Raw genomic sequence first — 19,149 nt, 5'->3', positions numbered from 1 at the left:
GGCCTCTGCAAGACAATAGAGGGTGTCATGAGCAACGAGATCAACTGGGACAAGCTGGGCTTCGACTACATCAAGACCGACAAGCGCTACCTGTCCGTGTGGCGCAACGGCGAGTGGGACAAAGGCACCCTGACCGACGACAACGTGCTGCACATCAGCGAAGGCTCGACTGCCCTGCACTACGGCCAGCAATGCTTCGAGGGCCTGAAGGCCTACCGCTGCAAGGACGGCTCGATCAACCTGTTCCGCCCGGACCAGAACGCCGCACGCATGCAGCGCAGCTGCGCCCGCCTGCTGATGCCACACGTGCCGACCGATGTGTTCATCGAGGCCTGCAAGCAGGTGGTCAAGGCCAACGAGAAGTTCGTCCCGCCGCATGGCAAGGGAGCCCTGTACCTGCGTCCGTTCGTGATCGGCACCGGTGACAACATCGGCGTGCGCACCGCGCCGGAGTTCATCTTCTCGGTGTTCGCCATCCCGGTTGGCTCGTACTTCAAGGGCGGCATGAAGCCGCACAACTTCCAGATCTCCAGCTTCGACCGCGCCGCCCCGCAGGGCACCGGTGCAGCCAAGGTCGGGGGCAACTATGCCGCCAGCCTGCAACCGGGTTCCGAAGCGAAGAAAGCCAACTTCGCCGACGCCATCTACCTGGATCCGCTGACCCACACCAAGATCGAGGAGGTCGGGTCGGCCAACTTCTTCGGCATTACCGCCAACAACGAGTTCGTCACGCCGAAATCGGCCTCGGTCCTGCCCGGTATCACTCGCCTGTCGCTGATGGAACTGGCGCAATCGCGCCTGGGCCTGACCGTGATCGAAGGCGACGTCGAAATCAGCAAGCTTGACCGCTTCATCGAAGCGGGCGCTTGCGGTACCGCCGCAGTCATCACCCCGATCGGCGGCATCGAGTACAACGGCAAACTGCACGTGTTCCACGACCTGGAAAAGGTCGGCCCGGTCACCCAGAAGCTCTACAACGAGCTGACCGGCATCCAGAGCGGTGACGTCGAAGCACCGGCGGGCTGGATCATCAAGGTCGCCTGAGGCATCGCCTTGCAATGAAAACGGGGCGTGCCAGCAATGGCACGCCCCGTTTTCATTGCTGTCAGGGCCGGTTTCTTTGCAGGCGAGCCTGCTCCCCAACGGAGTCGCGCTGAACGCCAAACGCGTGAAAACACCGATACTGGCACCCTGCCTCTGATAGATGAATTTTTCTTAAATCGCCGTTTGTCTATTCTTTGGCACAATCAGCCATCCAATCGCCGCCCAGGTATTAGCATGCCCCGCGTACTGACTATCGAAGACGACGCCGTCACCGCCCAGGAAATCGTCGCCGAACTTTCCAGCCACGGGCTGGAGGTCGACTGGGCAGACAATGGCCGCGAAGGCCTGGCCAAGGCCATTGCCGGCGGCTACGACCTGATCACCGTGGACCGGATGCTCCCGGAAGTCGACGGCCTGACCATCGTCACCACCCTGCGCAGTCTGAAGATCGCCACGCCCATCCTGATGATCAGTGCCCTGTCGGATGTCGACGAGCGCGTGCGCGGTCTGCGTGCAGGCGGCGACGACTACCTCACCAAGCCTTTCGCCTCCGACGAGATGGCGGCCCGCGTCGAGGTGCTGCTGCGGCGCAACAGCGTGCCCATGACCCAGACCCGCCTCCAGGTCGCCGACCTGGAGCTGGACTTGATCAGCCATGAGGCCCGACGCGGCGAGAGCAGCCTGAACCTGCTGCCAACCGAATACAAACTGCTCGAATACCTGATGCGTCACTCCGGGCAGGTCATCACTCGCATGATGATCTTCGAGGAAGTGTGGGGTTATCACTTCGATCCCGGCACCAACCTGATCGACGTCCACATCGGTCGTCTGCGCAAGAAGATCGACCCACCCGGCCAGACACCGCTGATCCGAACCGTACGGGGCTCCGGTTATGCCATTGCTGAACCCATCTAAGGGCTGGAGCTCCTCGACCAGCCGCCTGCTGGCGCTGTACAGCTTCCTGTTCGTGGCCTGGAGCAGCATCCTCATGGGGGTGCTGTACTTCGAGGTCACCAGCTACCTCAACAAGCTGACCCGCCACTCCATGCTGCAACGCCAGCACCTCTTCGCGCACATGACCGGCAAGCAGCTGGACGATGCGTTGATCGCCAGCCAGGCCTTCGAGGAACGCAGCTTCGACGCGTACGGCCTGTTCGACCCGCAGCTCAACCCCATCGGCGGTCGTATCCGCTCGATTCCGTCGGAATTGGGCCTGGACGGCAAGGTTCACGAACTCAAGCGTTGCCTGGATGCCGACGATCCGCACCTGCCGCGCGACAGCTGTGATGCGGTGGCGATCCGCATCCCCGATGGGCGCTGGCTGGTGCTGGTGCGCGACAACGGCTCGCTGTTCGTGGTGACCCGAATCATTCTGCACGCGCTGCTCTGGGGCATTTCGCTGACGCTGATTCCCGGTTTCGCCGGCTGGTACCTGCTACGCAGGCGCCCGCTCAAGCGTATCCGCGCCGTACAGGCGAGCGCCGAGCTGATCGTGGCCGGCGATCTCACCCACCGCTTGCCGCTGTCGGCACGACGAGACGAGCTGGACATGCTGGCCGCGATCGTCAACGCCATGCTCGACCGCATCGAACGGCTGATGCACGAGGTCAAGGGTGTCTGCGACAACATTGCCCACGACCTGCGTACACCGCTGACCCGCCTGCGCGCCCAGCTCTACCGCATTCGCCAGCAGAGCGGAGCGAACTCGCCGGAAGCCGAAGCGCTGGATCAAGCCATTAGCGAGACCGACACCCTGATGGCACGTTTCCGCGGCCTGCTGCGCATCAGCGAGCTGGAAGACCGCCAGCGCCGCGCAGGTTTCGTCGAGCTTGATCCGCACAATTTGCTGGTGGAGTTGCACGACTTCTACCTGCCGCTCGCAGAGGATGGCAGCATTCGCCTGCAACTGGAGCAGCCTGCGCAGCTGCCCGCGCTGCACGGCGACCGCGAACTGCTATTCGAGGCTTTGGCCAACCTGGTCGGCAACGGCATCAAGTTCACCCCGGAGGGTGGGCAGGTACGGATCCAGGCACTGCACGACGACGATGGCGTGCATATCGCCATCGAGGACAGCGGACCGGGGATTCCGGAACAGGAGCGTGCTGCGGTGCTCAAGCGCTTCTATCGCAGCGAGGAAGGACATCGTCACCCAGGGTTCGGGCTAGGCTTGTCGATCGTCGCAGCGATCGTCGACCTGCATGGGTTCAGACTGGAAGTGGGCAGTAGCGAGCTGGGTGGAGCGAAGCTGGTGCTGCACTGCTCGACGGCCTGAAAAGCATCACGGGACAAGTCGGTTCGGTGCCCCGACTTGTCCCGCAACAGGGCTGCTGGGCAGCCCTCGAGTCGTATCAGTCAGCCAGACGCCAGGTGGTGGTGCCTTTGCTGTCTTCAAGCACCACACCCATGGCAGCCAGTTGATCGCGAATGCGATCGGACTCTGCCCAGTTCTTGTCCGTACGCGCCTGCAAACGCGCCTGGATCAAAGCCTCGACCTCGGCAGCATCGACCTTGCCTTCAGCACCGGCACGCAAAAAGTCGTCGGCATCAAGCTGCAGCACACCCAATACATCACCCAGCTCACGCAGGCGACCGGCAAGGCCTGCCGCTGCCTCAGCGTCGCTGTCGCGCAGGCGGTTGATCTCGCGGACCAGGTCGAACAGCACGGCGCAGGCTTCAGGGGTGCCGAAGTCATCGTTCATCGCCACGCTGAACCGCTCGACGAACGCCTCGCCACCCTTGGCGGCGACGCGCGGCAGGCCACGCAGTGCGTGATAGAAACGCTCCAGGGCGCCCTTGGCATCGCGCAAGCTGTCTTCGGAGTAATTGATGGCGCTGCGGTAGTGGCTGGCCACCAGCAGATAACGCACCACCTCCGGGTGGTACTTCTCGAGCACGTCGCGAATGGTGAAGAAGTTGTTCAGCGACTTCGACATCTTCTCGCCATTGATACGGATCATGCCGCAGTGCATCCAGGCCGCCGCATAAGGCTTGCCGGTGGCTGCCTCGCTCTGGGCGATCTCGTTCTCGTGGTGCGGGAACTCGAGGTCGCTGCCACCACCGTGGATGTCGAAGCTCTCGCCCAGGCAGCAGGTGGACATCACCGAGCACTCGATGTGCCAGCCCGGACGGCCCGGGCCCCAGGGCGAATCCCAGCTCGGCTCGCCCGGCTTGGCGCCCTTCCACAGGACGAAGTCCAGCGGATCCTGCTTGGCCTCGTCGACCTCGATCCGCGCGCCGATACGCAGGTCTTCGATCTTGCGTCGCGACAGCTTGCCGTAGCCGACGAACTTGCCGACGCGGTAGTACACGTCGCCATTGCCCGGCGCGTAGGCATAGCCCTTGTCGATCAGGGTCTGGATCATCGCGTGCATGCCGGGGATGTGATCGGTGGCGCGCGGTTCCAGGTCCGGCTTGAGGATGTTGAGACGACGCTCATCCTCATGCATGGCATCGATCATGCGCGCAGTCAGCTCATCGAAGCGCTCGCCGTTTTCGTTGGCGCGGTTGATGATCTTGTCGTCGATGTCGGTGATGTTGCGCACGTACGTGAGCGCGTAGCCACTCTTGCGCAGCCAACGGGTGATCAGGTCGAACGCCACCATGCTGCGACCATGGCCCAGGTGGCAGTAGTCGTACACGGTCATGCCGCAGACGTACATGCGCACGTTGTTGCCATCCAGGGGTTTGAAGACTTCCTTGGTCTTGCTCAGGGTGTTGTAGATGTTAAGCACGAGGATTCCTTAGCTGCCCCACGAATCGCGCAGGGTCACGGTGCGGTTGAACACCGGGCGACCCGGCTGGCTGTCTTTCAGGTCGGCGCAGAAGTAGCCTTCACGCTCGAACTGGAAGCGATCTTCTGGCTGGGCCTGGCCCAGCGAAGGTTCGGCACGACAACCCGTCAGCACCTGCAGCGATTGCGGATTGATATTTTCAAGGAAGCTGCCGCCCTCATCGGTTTTCTCCGGATTGGGCGAGCGGAACAGGCGGTCGTACAGGCGCACCTCGCACTCGATGCTGGCGGCGGCCGGCACCCAGTGGATCACGCCCTTGACCTTGCGACCCTCGGGGTTCTTGCCCAGCGTGTCCGGATCGTACGAGCAGCGCAGCTCGACGATATTGCCCTCGGCATCCTTGATCGCCTCGTCGGCACGAATTACATAGCTGCCGCGCAGGCGCACTTCACCGGCTGGCTCCAGGCGCTTGTATCCCTTGGGCGGCTCTTCCATGAAGTCATCGCGGTCGATGTACAGCTCACGGGCGAACGGCAGGACGCGCACGCCCATGTCTTCCTTCGGGTGGCGCGGCAGTTCGAGCTGCTCGACCTGGCCTTCAGGGTAGTTGGTGATCACCACCTTCAGCGGACGCAGTACGCACATGGCGCGCGGCGCGGTGCGGTCGAGGTCGTCCCGAATGCTGAACTCGAGCATCGACATGTCGACCACGCCATCGGAGCGGTTGGTGCCGACCATGTCGCAGAAGTTGCGGATCGAGGCCGGGGTGTAGCCACGACGGCGGTAGCCCGAGAGCGTGGACATGCGCGGATCGTCCCAGCCCTCGACGTGCTGCTCGTCCACCAACTGCTTGAGCTTGCGCTTGGAGGTGATGGTGTAGTTCAGGTTCAGGCGGCTGAACTCGTACTGGCGCGGATGCGCCGGGACCGGCAGGTTGTCGAGGAACCAGTCATACAGTGGACGATGGCCCTCGAACTCCAGGGTGCAGATCGAGTGGGTAATGCCCTCGATGGCGTCCGACTGGCCGTGGGTGAAGTCGTAGTTGGGGTAGATGCACCACTTGTCACCGGTCTGGTGGTGGTGGGCATGGCGGATGCGGTAAAGAATGGGGTCGCGCAGGTTCATGTTGGGCGAAGCCATGTCGATCTTGGCACGCAGCACACGCTCACCGTCCTTGAACTCGCCAGCCTTCATGCGGGCGAACAGGTCGAGGTTCTCCTCGACGCTGCGCTCGCGGAACGGGCTGTTCTTGCCGGGCTGGGTCAGGGTGCCGCGATACTCCTTGGCCTGCTCGGGGGTCAGGTCGCAGACGTAGGCCTTGCCGCGCTTGATCAGCTCGACCGCCCAGTCGTGCAACTGGTCGAAATAATCGGAAGCAAAGCGCACCGGACCGGTCCACTCGAAGCCCAGCCACTTGACATCACGCTGGATGGCGTCGATGTACTCCTGGTCCTCCTTGGCCGGGTTGGTGTCGTCGAAACGCAAGTGGCAGGCGCCACCGAACTCCTGGGCCAGACCGAAGTTGACGCAGATCGACTTGGCGTGGCCGATGTGCAGATAACCGTTCGGTTCCGGCGGGAAGCGGGTGACGATACTGCTGTGCTTGCCCGAGTCCAGGTCAGCCTGGACGATCGGTCGCAGGAAGTTCGCAGGGACGGCGGGGGCGCCTTTGGCAGCGGCGTTGGTCGCGTTGTCGGTGGGCTTGCTCATAGGATCCTTGAATGCAGATGTCCGGTCCGGGTAGGCCGATTGAATCAAAGGGCCTATCATAGCCGAAGCAGTCAAGCTGCTGACAGCCGGGCACCGACAAACTGGCGCGATTTCTCGCAGCGTTTTGTCGCCAGCTGGCAAAATGGCCGCCGCGCGCCTTGTGTCGCCGCCGCCAGATCCTGCGTCAGGTACAGTACGCGACCTGTGCACCCTATTTCCGAATGCCTTGAAAGAGCGAATTTCAGCATGTCCAAAGTCAAACTGAGCACCAACCACGGCGACATCGTTCTGCAACTGAACGCCGAAAAAGCCCCGCAAACCGTCGAGAACTTCGTTCAATACGTCAAGGACGGCCACTTCGACGGCACCGTGTTCCACCGTGTGATCAAGGGCTTCATGATCCAGGGCGGCGGCTTCGAGCCTGGCATGAACCAGAAGAAAACCCGCGCCAGCATCCAGAACGAAGCCGACAACGGCCTGAAGAACACCAAGTACAGCATCGCCATGGCCCGCACCATGGAGCCGCACTCCGCCTCGGCGCAGTTCTTCATCAACGCTTCCGACAACGACTTCCTCAACCACAGCGGCAAGAACGTGCAGGGCTGGGGCTACGCGGTATTCGGCGAAGTGACCGAAGGCCGTGAAGTGGTCGATGCCATCGAGAAAGTCGCCACCGGTTCCAAGGCTGGCCACCAGGACGTGCCGAAGGACGACGTGATCATCGAGAAAGCCGAGATCATTGAGTGATCCTGCTGATCTCCGATCTGCACCTGCAAGAAGAACGCCCGGACATTACCCGGGCGTTTCTTGATCTGCTCGATGGGCGGGCGCGACACGCCAAGGCGCTGTACATTCTTGGCGACTTCTTCGATGCCTGGATCGGCGACGATGCCATGACGCCGTTCCAGCAATCGATCTGCCAGGCGTTGCGCACGCTGTCCGACAGCGGCACGGCGATCTACCTGATGCACGGCAACCGCGACTTTCTCATCGGCCAGGACTTCTGCAAGGCCGCTGGCTGCACCCTGCTGACCGACCCTAGCGTGGTTGAGCTGGGTGGCGAGCCGGTACTGCTGATGCATGGCGACACCCTGTGCACCCGCGACGTGGCCTACATGAAGCTGCGCCGCTACCTGCGCAACCCGCTGAGCCTCTGGATTCTGCGTCACTTGCCGCGATCCACGCGCCAGAAACTGGCGCGCAAGCTGCGCAGTGAAAGCCAGGCGCAGGTGCGGATGAAGAACACTGAAATCGTCGATGTCACCCCCGACGAAGTGCCCAAGGTGATGAGCGAGCACAGTGTGCGCACGCTGATCCATGGCCATACTCACCGCCCTGCCCTGCACAAGCTGGTGGTCGAGGGCCAGCCGGCTCGGCGCATCGTACTGGGGGACTGGGATCGCCGAGGCTGGGCGCTGCAGGTGGACGACCAGGGCATGCACCTGGCGCCGTTCGAATTTTCCTGACGCGCAGGCCCTGAGGTGGCTCGTGCCACCACAGGGCCACTGATTTCGACTATTTCCCCGCGCTGACCAGTGCCTGCTCATCCCGCTCGCTCACCACATACTGGCGATACTGAGGATCGGACGTGATCTGCGCTTCGGTAAACGGAATGGGCGCCAATTGTCCGACCGCAAAGGCACGCGTCTGGTCAAATGCGTGTACCGAGGCCGACTCGCTGGACAGTGAAAACGCCAGCAACCCCTTGGCCTGAGGCCCCTGCTCGGTGAAGCTGACCAACTGCAGGTAGCTGGTACCGCTGACTACCAGACGCTTCCCTGCCCCATTGGGCACACTGACCATGGCGTTGTAGACCCCCAACTCCTGCGGGCCACCCGGCACCGGCGTGCCGTCCAGCGCTTGCTGTACCTGCCCCCACTGCTGTTCTTGCGCCATGCCGCCTTCCTGCACCTGCGCCAAAGAAGCCAGCGCCGCCTCACGCAGCAGCGCGCGTACTGCTGCTTGCTCTACTGCAAGACCACGCGGCGTGTGCTGCGGATCTGCCGGATCGAACGCCACACGCCAGATTTGCGGCTGGTCGCCCAGCGCTTCCATGATGTTGGCAAAATGCACAAGCCCCATGCCGCTGTCGGTGCCGGCCTTGCCGTTCCAGGCCTCGAGGCTGGCGCAAACAGCCTGCAGATCGCGTTCGGTGCCTTTGCACCAGTCCAGCAGCTCTGGCAGCAGTTGGCTGGCCAGATACACCTCGTCGTCCAGCACCATGTGCTGCAGCTCAGCTACGCCGAGCTTGGCGCGACCTTGCAGGCGCTGCAAGGCAAAGCGGGTACGCATCCCCAAGGGTTGGTCTTCACGGCTGATCAGCGGCGAGAAGCCTGTCAGCGGCTGGGCCGGGTTGACCTGCCAGGCCGAGTCATTGGAGTTCTGCACGAAGTCCGCACGCTCAAGGCTTGGCTGCAGGCGCGCGGGGAAGATTCCAGGTTGCGCAGCGTCGGGGTCGACCTTCCACTGGCAGGCGCTGCGCGAACCGTCCAGTACGACCAACGGCCCGACCAGCGATGGATCGCTGCACTGGGCAAGCATGGCCTTGTCGACATACGGCACCACCGACTGATTCAGGTACAGCGCGCGGCCACCGGCATCCACCGCCAGGGTGTTGACCCAAGGAATGCCCTGAAGCTTGGCCACCGAGGTCTTGACAGCATCGATGTCCTTGGCGCGATTGATCCCGTACCACTGCTCAAGCACTCGCGTGTTGTCGAGATTGGCATCGCGCAGGCTGTAGGCATATTTGCCATCCCAGTCCAGACGCCCCGGCCACTGCACCACAGGGCCGAACCTGGAGACGTGGATCTGGCGCTGCACCTGGCTGAGCGTTCCGTCTGCCCCCTTCACCGCAACAGTGATTGCCTGCTGTTGGAGCGGCAGCGACTGGCCATCCAGCAGGTAACGGGTGGGATCCTTCGGGTCGAGCTGCAGACGGTACAGGGTGAAGTGCTTGGAGGTGTCGACGGTATGGGTCCAGGCCAGATCACGGTTGAAACCGATGTTGATCACTGGCAACCCCGGCAGCGCCGCCCCCATCACATCCAGTTGCCCGGGAATGGTCAACTGCATCTGATAGAACCGCAGGCCGCCAATCCAGGGGAAGTGCGGGTTGGCGAGCAACAAGCCACGCCCATTGGCCGAGCGCTGCGCACCGACGGCCACGGCGTTGCTGCCACGCTCGCTGGCGAACGCCTGCTGGCGTGCCAGGGCCACGCTGTAGTCGGCCTTTGGCCTGTGCATGGCCAGCCCCGGCGGCGTCGCCGCAACCACCGCTTCGGCGAACTGACCGATGCCCCCTTCAGCCAGCAGTCGGCGGGTCAGCTTCACCAGGTCCAGGCTGGTGATTGGCCTGACCCAGTCGCCCGCCCCGCACTCCACCGGCAGCCCCTGGGCCTTGCGTTCGGCAAGCGCTCGGTTGTAGCCGGCAGCGTAGCCCTCCAGGCGATCGCGAATGGGTGCCGACTGCGCCTGGAGGAATCCGTTGACTGCCGCATTGTCGTTCAGCCAGGTGAAGAACAGATCGCTGTCGAGGTTGCCGCGCTGCTCGACCGTCTTGCCTTCGGCACCCAAATATTTCGACCGCTCACCATTGACCGTGAGCACTTCGTCAGCCAGCAGGCACAGGTTGTCCTGGGCATAGGCGTAGCCGATGCCATAGCCCAGGCCACGCTCATCGCTGGCCAGGATATGCGGCACACCGAAGCTGGTGCGGCGAATCTGCGCCGAAGCATCTCCGGCAACCTCCCGCGCCTGAACGCCGACGGCAGCGGCGGCAAGCACGATGGCCAGGCCAAGGCAGGACAAGGGACGCGATAGTGTGATCACGGGCACTCCTGGGGTATGAGAGGTCATCCCGATCAGACGAGCAGCCAGATGAAAATTTTACGTATTGCGCTATGCGGGAACGTCTTGAAAAGGACGTGGCAGTTTTTTTTCAGTCAGAACTGCAGTTTTCCCGCGCTCATTCGTCCTAATAGTTAGGCACTCATGATTTCGGGACAGTCCACGAAAAGGAGCATTCACATGTACAACCCGCAACTGCAGGCGCAGCACCAGCGCACCGCTGAGCGCACATCGCCGCAAGACAGCACTGGCGCGCAGGAACGGATCGGCAACGAACAGATCCGCGAACTGTTGCGCGCCTACGGTCTGCGCACCAGCCTGATTCGCCTGAAAGTCATCGATGCGCTGCATTCGGCCGATCGCAGTGGCCGTAGCATCGGCGTACGCGGCGTGCATGCGCAGCTGGAGCAACTGGACATCCCGCTGTCATTCCTGAGCGTGCGCGAAGTGCTCAAGCGACTCTGCACCGAGGGCGTCATCAGCCTGGGCGATGACAAGTGCTACAGCCTTCAGCCCGCAGCCCGCGCCGTACTGGAGCAGAACGCCCTGCGCTGATTCCCCGGCCGGCCAGGATGGCCGGCTGGCCTGCGTCAGGACTTGACCTTGCGCCGCAGGATGCCGTTGATCACCACGACGACCACGGCGATACCGATGGCCAGGTACTGGAAGGTCTGCTCGCTGATCGTGCCCTGTTTCTGCAGGTAGCTCAGGCCGAACATCACACCCATCATCACCACGATGATGAGGATCGAATATTTGAAGCGCTGCATGTGTGTCATCGGCAATTCCTTGGAGCATCAGGGACAAAAGAAGCTCGTCACGAGCCGGCCACATGATACATGGCCAGATCCACACGCGATGCATTTCCTGCTGAGCTTCGCCGCTCAAGATTGAAAACATGGACGCCCGACTCGTGCCCCGGAGCGACCATGCCAAAACCCCTCGTGCTTTGCACCTTGCTGTTTCTCCCGCTCACCTGCGCCCACGCCATCGATACCAGCACCCTGCCCCGCGAACAACTGCTCGAGCTCGGCACCCGCCTCGAAGCCTCCAGCGGCAGCAACCAATGGCAGCAGTTGTGGCAACAGGTTCGTGGCAACGGCTTGTTACAGGCCCAGCCAGGCCAGTTGCGCTTCGTCCCTCCCCCCTCGAAACTGCCGGCCATGGTCAGATTGACCCTGGCACAGGCGCAGCATGTAGAACCCTTCTCCATTACCCACGCGCGCTACCGCCGGGTATTCAGCCCGCAAGTCATCGGCTATCGCGGTAGCCAAGCGCTCGAAGCACTGTGCGTGGACGTGGACTGGCGCGCATTGCCCGCCGCAGCGGTGTCCAGCCCTCAAAGCTACCTAGGCTTGGCAAGCCTGCGCAAAGCCTACCCCTGCGATTGAAATGGGTACCGACACCCTTGGAACACACCTAAGAAGTCGACCGATAAAGAACAAGACCTGCTGCAAAATCACGGTTCAACTTCCTACGCAAGAGCTCTCATCTGCCTGCAACAAACGCTCTACAGGAACTACAGAGCATGGGCCACTTGGCGCCTAGGAATGATCGGGAGAGGTGACTGAGAATCCCTGGGCACCCATCGTGCTGGCCTCTAAGACACAGGGAAATCGAATATGGAACTGCCAGATCTGACTGCAATCGATGTCGCCCAGCTACCTCATTCACTGCAATCGCTGATCGAGTGCATCGGCCTTGAAAATGCGTACCGGCTGACCTGCGCCTACGGCGGCCGCCCCAAGTACATCCCCAAACACCGTGACCGCACACGGCTGGCCGATCTTCTGCCAGCCGACGCGCTGGACGCACTGATCAAGCGCTATGCCGGCATTGCCCTGGAGATTCCCAAGGCCGACCACTTCCAGCGCCAGTTGCGCAACCTGCAAATCCAGAAAGAAAGTGCCAGCGGGCTGTCGCGCAGCCTGCTCGCGGACAAGTACGGACTGAGCCTGCGTCAGATCGGCAACATCCGGCGCCAGGACAACCACCCCCACTGAAAACCGGGCCTGAGCTTTCACCGCCCCCGAAGGAGTATCACCCATGTCCATTGACAACAGCCTGATCGGTTCTGTCATCAACTCTCTACCCATGGACCGAATGATTGCCGGCCCCTTGCAGGCCATGGTCCAGGCGCAGGTCACCGCGAGCAAGTCGTACGCCGACTTCCTCATGAATGTCTGCATCCAGGATGGCAAGGCAGTCGCCATCCAGTTCGACTACGACGAGACCATCGTCGGTGAGGATGGCGAATACAAAGGTATCGTCGCCAAGAGCATGAAGGTGCCACTGCTGGCGGCCATCACCCACCCGAACATTGCCATCGACGAAGGCAAGATCGAGTTCGAGATGACCATCAACCAGATGGCCGAGGACCGATCCTCCAAGGAGGCGGAAGGCAGCATGGAGGCCTCGCTCGGCTGGGGACCTTTCAAGCTGAATGTGAAAGGCAGTGTAAGCCACAAGTCGGAACAGACCCGCAAGACCGATACCCGCGCGCGCTACGCCTTCAACACTACCGTGCGCCGTCAGCAACCACCGGAAGCCCTCATGCGCGTGATGGATTTCCTCACTGATGCCGCAACCAAACCTACCGTGCTCGCCAGTGAACAGCTGCGCAGCAGCGACAGCATCTCGAATGAGGACACCCTGCCCGCCGCCGAAAAATCCACAGCAACACCTTGATGCGCTATAGCCTAGCTCGCGCCCACCTGCCGCAGGTCTCCACCCGGGCACCTGCGGCATCCGCACCGGAGACCGTTGATTGGATCAGCCCTGCGAACACGCTCAACCAACGCCCATGACATCCACCGACCTGCGCGACATCACACGCGGGCTCCAGGAAGCCGCCGCGGCAACCAATACCCTGATTGCCCAGCAATACCTCAGACTCTTCGATCAGTTCTTCGACGTGGACGCCGAGCAGCCCGGCATGCCGATGCGCGCCAAGATGGTAGAAGTGGCGATGGACGACACGCACACCTTGCGCATCCCGCTGATTGCCCTGGTGTCCACCAAGGGCCTGGCCCTGGAGCGCATGCAGGTCGACCTGTCGGTTCACGTGAAGAACGCTCAGGCCCGACAGGATTTGCTGCAGCAGGCCAACGACACCACCTCATGCTCGCACTTCAAGGTCACCGTCGGCGCCCAAACGCGCCGTGGCGAAGGACGCGACCCCGACGAAGTACAGATTCGCATGCAGTTCCAGGCCTGCGAGCCGCCCGAAGCGATCAACCGGCTGATCGAGGAGTACACCAACCTGATCATGCCTGTGCGCACACCGCCCATGCCCGCCCCGGAGCCAGGCGCAGACGGCAACGAGTTCATCGAAGCCGCCACTGTCCGCCGATCAGATCAGAAGTCGCGTTTGTAGAAGATGTCCAGCGAGCTCGCCAGCCCGCTGGCGGCCTCCAGATAGACCTTCTTGCTCAGTTTGTAGCGCAAGGCAATGGTGTTGGCTGGCTCGAACACACCGACCCCATAACGCAGGCTGAGGCGTTCGGTCAGGTTGCCGCTGGCCACCACGTTGGTCTTGTTGCCCGAACCTTCGGTGTCGAGCTGAAAATCATCGATTCCCAGGCTCGAGGCCAGGCTCCCGGTAATCCCGGCGCTACCGGCAAGGCCCAGGCCCAAGGCCGCTTCAGCCAGCATGTTGTTATCCTCGCCAGAATTGCCCAGGGGACGTCCCAACACGAGATACGACAACGCCTGCTCCTGGCTCATGGCCGGCTCCGAGAACACTTGGGTAGTCGGCTGCTCGGCACTGCCGCTCAGGCGAATACCCGCAATCACGTCATCGACCTTGCGGATCGCTTCGATATCCAGGTATGGCTGATCGAGGGGGCCTGCGAACAACAGCCGCGCACGACGGATGGTCAGGCGCTGGCCGTAGGCTCGATAACGACCGTCAGCCAGGCTCAACTCACCACGCGTGTCCAGGTTGTCACCTATGTGCACATGACCCAGCAGATTGGCGGTCAGGCCAAAGCCGCTGAAGGACAACTTGTCACGACCGACTTCGACATCGATGTCCATCGCGACCGCCATCGGCGGCGTACCCTCTTCGGTCTGGTGGCCGACAATCACCGTGTCGTCGGAGACCTTCACCGTCGAAGGCGGCAGCTCGCGCACGGTGATCTTGCCCTTGGGTACCTGAACTTTGCCCGTCACCGCCAGCTTGTCGCCGGACAGGCGGATATTGAGATCCGGCGCGACCTCCAGCGCGGCATAGGGCTCGACGTTCACTGGAAGCTGCTGGCCTTGCAAACGCAAGTCGACAGCCAACGCCTGCCCCCAAGCCAGCTCGCCGGCCAATTGCCCGCGACCGGCCTCGCCACTTCGCCAGTCACCGCTGATCCGGATCTGCTCCCCGGCGACGAGCGCTCGCAACGACAAGTCTTCCAGGCTGACCGGCAACTCGGCGCCACTGACATGCCCGCCGCTAAGCGTCAGGTTGCCGTTGACCTGGGGCGCCAGCAAGGTACCCGACAAACGCCCGTCGCCGTTGAGTTGCCCGGCCAGGCGCTCGACCATCGGCACGAAAGGCCGGGCGATCGATAGGTCCAGCCCGGAAAGGCGAAATTCACCGGAAAGCGGTTTGTCCCGGCCCAGGGGATCGATGCGTGTCGACAGGTTAAACTCCCCCAACCGGTCGCCACGAAACGCCAGCGACGTGTCTACCCGCCGCGGTGCCAAGGTACTGTCCAGGCGGAGCGTCTGGTAGGGGAAGTCGATCCAGCGCCCGTTATCGCGGACCCGCAGCGTGCCGCCGCTGGCATCGATGCGCACCGTGCCTTTGGGGCCGCTGGCCGGCATATCCAGGTTGATGTCGGCATTGAGCATGCCTTGCCAGGCGAAATCCTTCGGCAGCCACTGGGCCAGACTGTCGATGGGGAACTGCTTGAGGTGGTAGCGCAAACGTGGATCCGGCGCCAGGCGCTGATCCTCACCACACAGGCTGGCAGCGCCGGAGCGCCAGCAATGTGCACCGAAGTCGAGCTGGCCGTTGGCCAGGCGCTGGAGGCGGGCGGGGGCTTGCAATTGCCAGTCCTGACCGCCCGCCTGGATGCGCCCGCTGGCCAGGCGGCCACGCCAATCACCCTTGCCGAGCGTGCCGTCCAATGCAAGGTCGAGCTTGAGCTGGGGGCCATTCAGCGCCACTGTCAGCGCCTGCTGACGGATATCACCTTTGCCCGTGGCATCAAGATTGCCCAAGGCCGTTTCGCCCAGGCGGATATTGCCGGCCTTGAGGGTGATCAGTCCACGCTGGGCGCTGTCCAGGTGTGCGTCGAGATCCAGGCGCTGTATGCGGTTGTCGGCCTGGGCCAGCTGTTGCCCCTGAAGACTAAAGGCACCCTGCGGCGCAGCCAGCGTGCCAGCCAGATCGAGGCGACCTTTGACCTGCCCCTGCAAGCGCGGCCACAGCTGGCCAAGGCGCGGCAAGTCGAGATCGAGGCGACCGGCAAGGCGCTGCTGAAGGCTGCCACTGCCATTGATCCGGTTGTCACCCAACTGGATCGCCAGCGCACCGAGCGTCCAGTCCTCACCTGCACCCTTGGCATCCGCCTTGAGCACCGCCGGCTGACCACGCAGGCGCCCTTTGAGGTCAAGTTGGGCAGCGAGCTGCAGACGCTCGTTCTTCAATTCACCCTTGCTGCGCAGCGGCCCTGCCAGGGTGCCCGGCAGCTCCGCCAGCCAATAGGCGGGGTCGAGCGCCGACAGTTGCAGATCGACATCCCAGGTAATCGCGTCAGCAAAGCCCAGCGCCACGGCACCCGATGCCCTGCCCTGCCCGGCCACGAGTGCCAACTGTGGCAGGCGCACCTGGGTCAGGTCGCCATCGAACGGGCTGGCCAGGCTGAACGCACCGGCCGGGCCATCGAGGTCTCCTTTGAAATCACCGGTGTAGGTACCGTCGCGATAGTGCACCTGGGCGTTGAAGCGTTTGAGCGTGACTTGCGGTGCTTCGTCCATCGGGTACAGACGCAGCCAGGGAAAATCGAGCCAGTCGATCCGGGCATCGGCCGTCAGCCCTTGCTGCCAGTCGGCACTGGCCTGCAACGTGAGGCGCTGGGTCTCACTGGCGCTGAGGTCCAGTGTCTCGAGTCGGGCACCCTTGGCATCGACCTTGCCGCTCAGGGCCAGGGCCACTGGCCCCTGCTCGGCCGGAAGGCTGGCCGTACCCTTGAGCAGGTATCCCTTGAGCAGATCACCCTTGGCCTGAAGGTTGAGCTGGTTCAGTTGCAGCGGGTCGGGTAACGAGGCAGAGGGCCGGAACGTCTCGGCGCGGATCTGCAGTGTCGCGGGCAAGTGATCGGCCAGCGCTTGCAGCTCACCCTCGAGCTTCGCCTCGAGATAACCCGTGCTGGTGCCCTCGAGGGCCAAGGTCTTCTGCAGGTCGCCCTTGGCATTGAGCACCAATTGCCAGGCCTGACCATCCACTGCCGGCAGTTGCAGGGTGGCATCGGCCTGAAGCGGCCAATCACCTTGGGGCAGCAGATTGCCCTGCAGGCTCAGGTGCAGGTCGTCACGCTGCAATTGCAGGGCGTCGATACGCAGGCCTTCGGTGGTCCAGTGGGCGGCCAGTTGCAGGTCGCCGAGCAGGTCACTGCCATCCAGGCGTAACTGACCGATCTTGACCTCACCCAGCTCGATTGCGATCGGCAAACGCAGTTCGGGCAGTTGCAACGGCCCAGTTTCTGGCTGCGACTCACTCGCAGCGAACGCCATGTCGATGCGCTCGGCTTGCAACCGCTGCACGCACAGCGTGGCGCGCAACAGGCACGATGGTGACCATTGCAGTTGCGGTGCCTGCAGCTCGACCCGGCTGCCATCCTGGGCCCAGACCACACGGGCGGCCTGCCATTGGCCTCCCAGATGGCCTTGGAAGTCTTCGACCTCAAGCCCCGGCACCCGGCTCAGGGCCCAGCGGCTGCCCGCTTGCGTTCCCAGTACCAAAGTTGCGCAAAGTCCCACCAGCACCAGCAAGCCCAATACGATCGACAACACAGGTTTGAGCAGGCGCATCACAGTTCAGGCCCCATGGAGAAATGCAGCCGGATACCACCGTCGTCGTCCAGCGCGCGCGCCAGGTCCAGACGCAGCGGCCCGACTGGCGAGACCCAGCGCACGCCGATGCCGACCCCGGTCTTGAGGCTGGGCAGTTCCAGCGAATTGAACGAATTGCCCTGGTCGATAAAGGTCGCCACGCGCCATTTCTCCGTGAGCGAATACTGGTACTCGGCACTGCCGGCCACCAGGTAGCGGCCACCGATACGGTCGCCCTTGTTGTTCTTCGGCGACAGCGTCTGGTAGTCATAGCCCCTTACGCTCTGGTCGCCACCGGCGAAGAAGCGTAGTGAGGGCGGGACGTTCTGCTGGTAGCCGTTGGTAGCGCTGCCACCGAACTGCACGCGCCCGAGGAAGCGATGGTTCTGCCCCAGGGTGGTGAGGCCCTTGAGCAGGACATTGCCATGCACCAGGTTGGTGTCGGAGCCCAGCCCTTCCTTGGCCGCCTGCAGGTCGAACTGCAGGCGATAGCCATTGTGCGGGTCGATGCGGTTGTCACTGTGCAAATAGGAAAAGCTCACCCCAGGCATCAGCAGGTTGCTCAGCCCGGAGTCGTCGCCCAGGCGGTATTCCTCGCGCTGGTACTTCAGCGAGATCACCCGCTGCCAGCCGCTGGGCAATTTGCTGTGCCATTCGGGGCCGACAGTCAGCAGCTTGCTGAGGGTGTCGGTGCCGGCGATCTCTTCGTTCTGGTAACCACCGGCAAAGCGCAGCTTGTCGGTCAGTGGAGGGTCCAGCGGGATGTCATACCACAGGCCGACGTTCTGCCGGGGCGCCGAGAGCTCGGTCTCCCAGCCATAACTGTGGCCTTGGGGATTGACCCAGTGCCGTGTCCAGTTGGCCTTGCCCCGTGGCCCCACGTCGGTCGAAAACCCCAGGCCCAGCCCAAGCGTTCGCGGTTTACGGGTATCCAGGCGCACGTCCACCGGCACCACGTCATCGACCGCCGCCGTCGGCGCCGCATCGACACGTACTCCTTCGAAATAGCCACTGGACTGCAGGTCGTTATTGAGTTCGGCCACCAGTTCGGAATCGTAGGGTGTTCCCGGCTTGAAGCCGACCATGCGTTGCAGCAGGTCGTCGTCCAGCGGTGCGTCGCCGCCGAAGGTCACCTTGCCCAGGCGATAACGCGGGCCACTCTGGTACACCAGTTCGATATCCGCAACGCCTGCTTGCGGGTCTACCGCAAGGCGCTGACGGGAAAAGCGCCCGTCGAAGAAGCCATAGCGCGAAGCCTGGTTCTGGATCAGCCGCTTGGCGTCCTCGTAGACGCCATGATTGAGCTGCTCGCCCGGGCGCAATGCCTTGCTGTCCGGAATGCGAAAGGCCTTCATCTCGCTCGCCGGGCCTTCGATGCGCACGGTCACATTGCGCAGGCGCACCGGCTCGCCCGGGTCGACCCGGATGATCAGTTGTACGGGTTGATCGGCCTTGCTCGGCGGCTTGACCTCGGTGTCGATCTGCGCCTGGTAATAGCCCAGCGCCTGGGCCGCCTTGCGCGCCTGCTCCTCAGCCCCGCGGCTGAACCGCAGCAAGGCCTCCTCGTCGCGATCACCCAGGCTGCCGATGTAGCCTTCGATATTGGCCTGCAACGTCTTGTTGGACGGTTTGACCCGTACCAACAGTTCGCTCTGGCCCCATGCTGTGCAGCTGGCGGCGAGCAACAGCACGCCCCAACCAAGTCTTCCTGAATACGTCATGCGGGGCATGCTACCAGAGCGAAGCGGCAGCGTAAGCCGCAGGA

Annotated in this window: 16 protein-coding genes; 10 read left to right on the top strand and 6 right to left on the bottom strand. The window is 62.9% G+C overall.

Annotated elements, in window-relative coordinates; translation table 11 throughout:
- Nucleotides 1-27: 27 nt before the first annotated feature.
- The 3 genes from IAE40_RS14755 (at nt 28) to IAE40_RS14745 (ending at nt 3,316) form a co-directional block, all read left to right on the top strand.
- Entirely contained in the window at nt 28-1,044 is a 1,017-nt protein-coding gene (locus tag IAE40_RS14755) for a branched-chain amino acid aminotransferase (RefSeq protein WP_054891515.1), read from the top strand.
- A gap of 234 nt (nt 1,045-1,278) precedes the next feature.
- Nucleotides 1,279-1,959 carry a response regulator transcription factor gene (locus IAE40_RS14750; protein ID WP_054891589.1) on the top strand — a complete coding sequence of 227 codons (681 nt, stop codon included), beginning with the start codon at nt 1,279-1,281 and terminating at the stop codon, nt 1,957-1,959.
- Nucleotides 1,937-3,316, top strand: coding sequence for a sensor histidine kinase (locus IAE40_RS14745; protein WP_054891516.1), 1,380 nt, complete (start codon nt 1,937-1,939; stop codon nt 3,314-3,316). Before IAE40_RS14750 ends, IAE40_RS14745 begins: the two co-directional genes overlap by 23 nt.
- A 76-nt stretch (nt 3,317-3,392) precedes the next feature.
- Here the strand turns inward: IAE40_RS14745 and cysS are convergent, their stop codons facing one another.
- Nucleotides 3,393-4,775: a cysteine--tRNA ligase gene (gene cysS / locus IAE40_RS14740; RefSeq protein WP_063545225.1), complete on the bottom strand. Its 1,383-nt coding sequence runs from the start codon at nt 4,773-4,775 to the stop codon at nt 3,393-3,395.
- 9 nt (nt 4,776-4,784) lie between these two features.
- The gene (locus IAE40_RS14735; protein ID WP_054891518.1) at nt 4,785-6,485 is read right to left on the bottom strand and encodes a glutamine--tRNA ligase/YqeY domain fusion protein; all 1,701 of its coding nucleotides are present in this window, start codon (nt 6,483-6,485) and stop codon (nt 4,785-4,787) included.
- Nucleotides 6,486-6,731: 246 nt separating this feature from the next.
- On the opposite strand from IAE40_RS14735, the gene IAE40_RS14730 reads away from it, so the two are divergent.
- Together IAE40_RS14730 and IAE40_RS14725 are read left to right on the top strand one after the other, a co-directional pair.
- A complete protein-coding gene (locus tag IAE40_RS14730) occupies nt 6,732-7,232 on the top strand; it encodes a peptidylprolyl isomerase (protein WP_063545226.1) in 501 nt (166 codons plus the stop codon).
- Entirely contained in the window at nt 7,229-7,951 is a 723-nt protein-coding gene (locus IAE40_RS14725; RefSeq protein ID WP_054891520.1) for a UDP-2,3-diacylglucosamine diphosphatase, read from the top strand. Before IAE40_RS14730 ends, IAE40_RS14725 begins: the two co-directional genes overlap by 4 nt.
- A 49-nt stretch (nt 7,952-8,000) precedes the next feature.
- On the opposite strand, the gene pvdQ is transcribed toward IAE40_RS14725, so the two are convergent.
- Nucleotides 8,001-10,343, bottom strand: coding sequence for a bifunctional acylase PvdQ (gene pvdQ, locus IAE40_RS14720; protein WP_200603445.1), 2,343 nt, complete (start codon nt 10,341-10,343; stop codon nt 8,001-8,003).
- Nucleotides 10,344-10,514: 171 nt separating this feature from the next.
- Here pvdQ and IAE40_RS14715 point away from each other — a divergent pair, with 171 nt between their 5' ends.
- Nucleotides 10,515-10,889: a hypothetical protein gene (locus IAE40_RS14715; protein WP_063545229.1), complete on the top strand. Its 375-nt coding sequence runs from the start codon at nt 10,515-10,517 to the stop codon at nt 10,887-10,889.
- Between the two features lie 35 nt (nt 10,890-10,924).
- On the opposite strand, the gene IAE40_RS14710 is transcribed toward IAE40_RS14715, so the two are convergent.
- The gene (locus IAE40_RS14710) at nt 10,925-11,113 is read right to left on the bottom strand and encodes a hypothetical protein (protein ID WP_054891523.1); all 189 of its coding nucleotides are present in this window, start codon (nt 11,111-11,113) and stop codon (nt 10,925-10,927) included.
- A gap of 150 nt (nt 11,114-11,263) precedes the next feature.
- Here IAE40_RS14710 and IAE40_RS14705 point away from each other — a divergent pair, with 150 nt between their 5' ends.
- The 4 genes from IAE40_RS14705 (at nt 11,264) to IAE40_RS14690 (ending at nt 13,710) form a co-directional block, all read left to right on the top strand.
- A complete protein-coding gene (locus IAE40_RS14705) occupies nt 11,264-11,725 on the top strand; it encodes a hypothetical protein (RefSeq protein ID WP_153772717.1) in 462 nt (153 codons plus the stop codon).
- Nucleotides 11,726-11,956: 231 nt separating this feature from the next.
- Nucleotides 11,957-12,337: a Mor transcription activator family protein gene (locus IAE40_RS14700; RefSeq protein ID WP_054891525.1), complete on the top strand. Its 381-nt coding sequence runs from the start codon at nt 11,957-11,959 to the stop codon at nt 12,335-12,337.
- A gap of 43 nt (nt 12,338-12,380) precedes the next feature.
- Nucleotides 12,381-13,022 carry a DUF2589 domain-containing protein gene (locus IAE40_RS14695; protein ID WP_153772718.1) on the top strand — a complete coding sequence of 214 codons (642 nt, stop codon included), beginning with the start codon at nt 12,381-12,383 and terminating at the stop codon, nt 13,020-13,022.
- A 115-nt stretch (nt 13,023-13,137) separates the two neighbouring features.
- A complete protein-coding gene (locus IAE40_RS14690) occupies nt 13,138-13,710 on the top strand; it encodes a DUF2589 domain-containing protein (RefSeq protein ID WP_151924919.1) in 573 nt (190 codons plus the stop codon).
- Here IAE40_RS14690 and IAE40_RS14685 read toward each other — a convergent pair.
- Both IAE40_RS14685 and IAE40_RS14680 read right to left on the bottom strand, forming a co-directional pair.
- The gene (locus IAE40_RS14685) at nt 13,692-17,363 is read right to left on the bottom strand and encodes a translocation/assembly module TamB domain-containing protein (RefSeq protein ID WP_200603444.1); all 3,672 of its coding nucleotides are present in this window, start codon (nt 17,361-17,363) and stop codon (nt 13,692-13,694) included. The genes IAE40_RS14690 and IAE40_RS14685 overlap by 19 nt on opposite strands.
- Nucleotides 17,363-19,105, bottom strand: coding sequence for an autotransporter assembly complex protein TamA (locus IAE40_RS14680; protein ID WP_200603443.1), 1,743 nt, complete (start codon nt 19,103-19,105; stop codon nt 17,363-17,365). Before IAE40_RS14680 ends, IAE40_RS14685 begins: the two co-directional genes overlap by 1 nt.
- Nucleotides 19,106-19,149 lie beyond the last annotated feature (44 nt).

Source organism: Pseudomonas sp. S44, assembly GCF_016624805.1.
Classification (GTDB): Bacteria; Pseudomonadota; Gammaproteobacteria; order Pseudomonadales; family Pseudomonadaceae; genus Aquipseudomonas; species Aquipseudomonas machongensis.
This window is presented reverse-complemented; position numbering and strand designations above follow the sequence as displayed.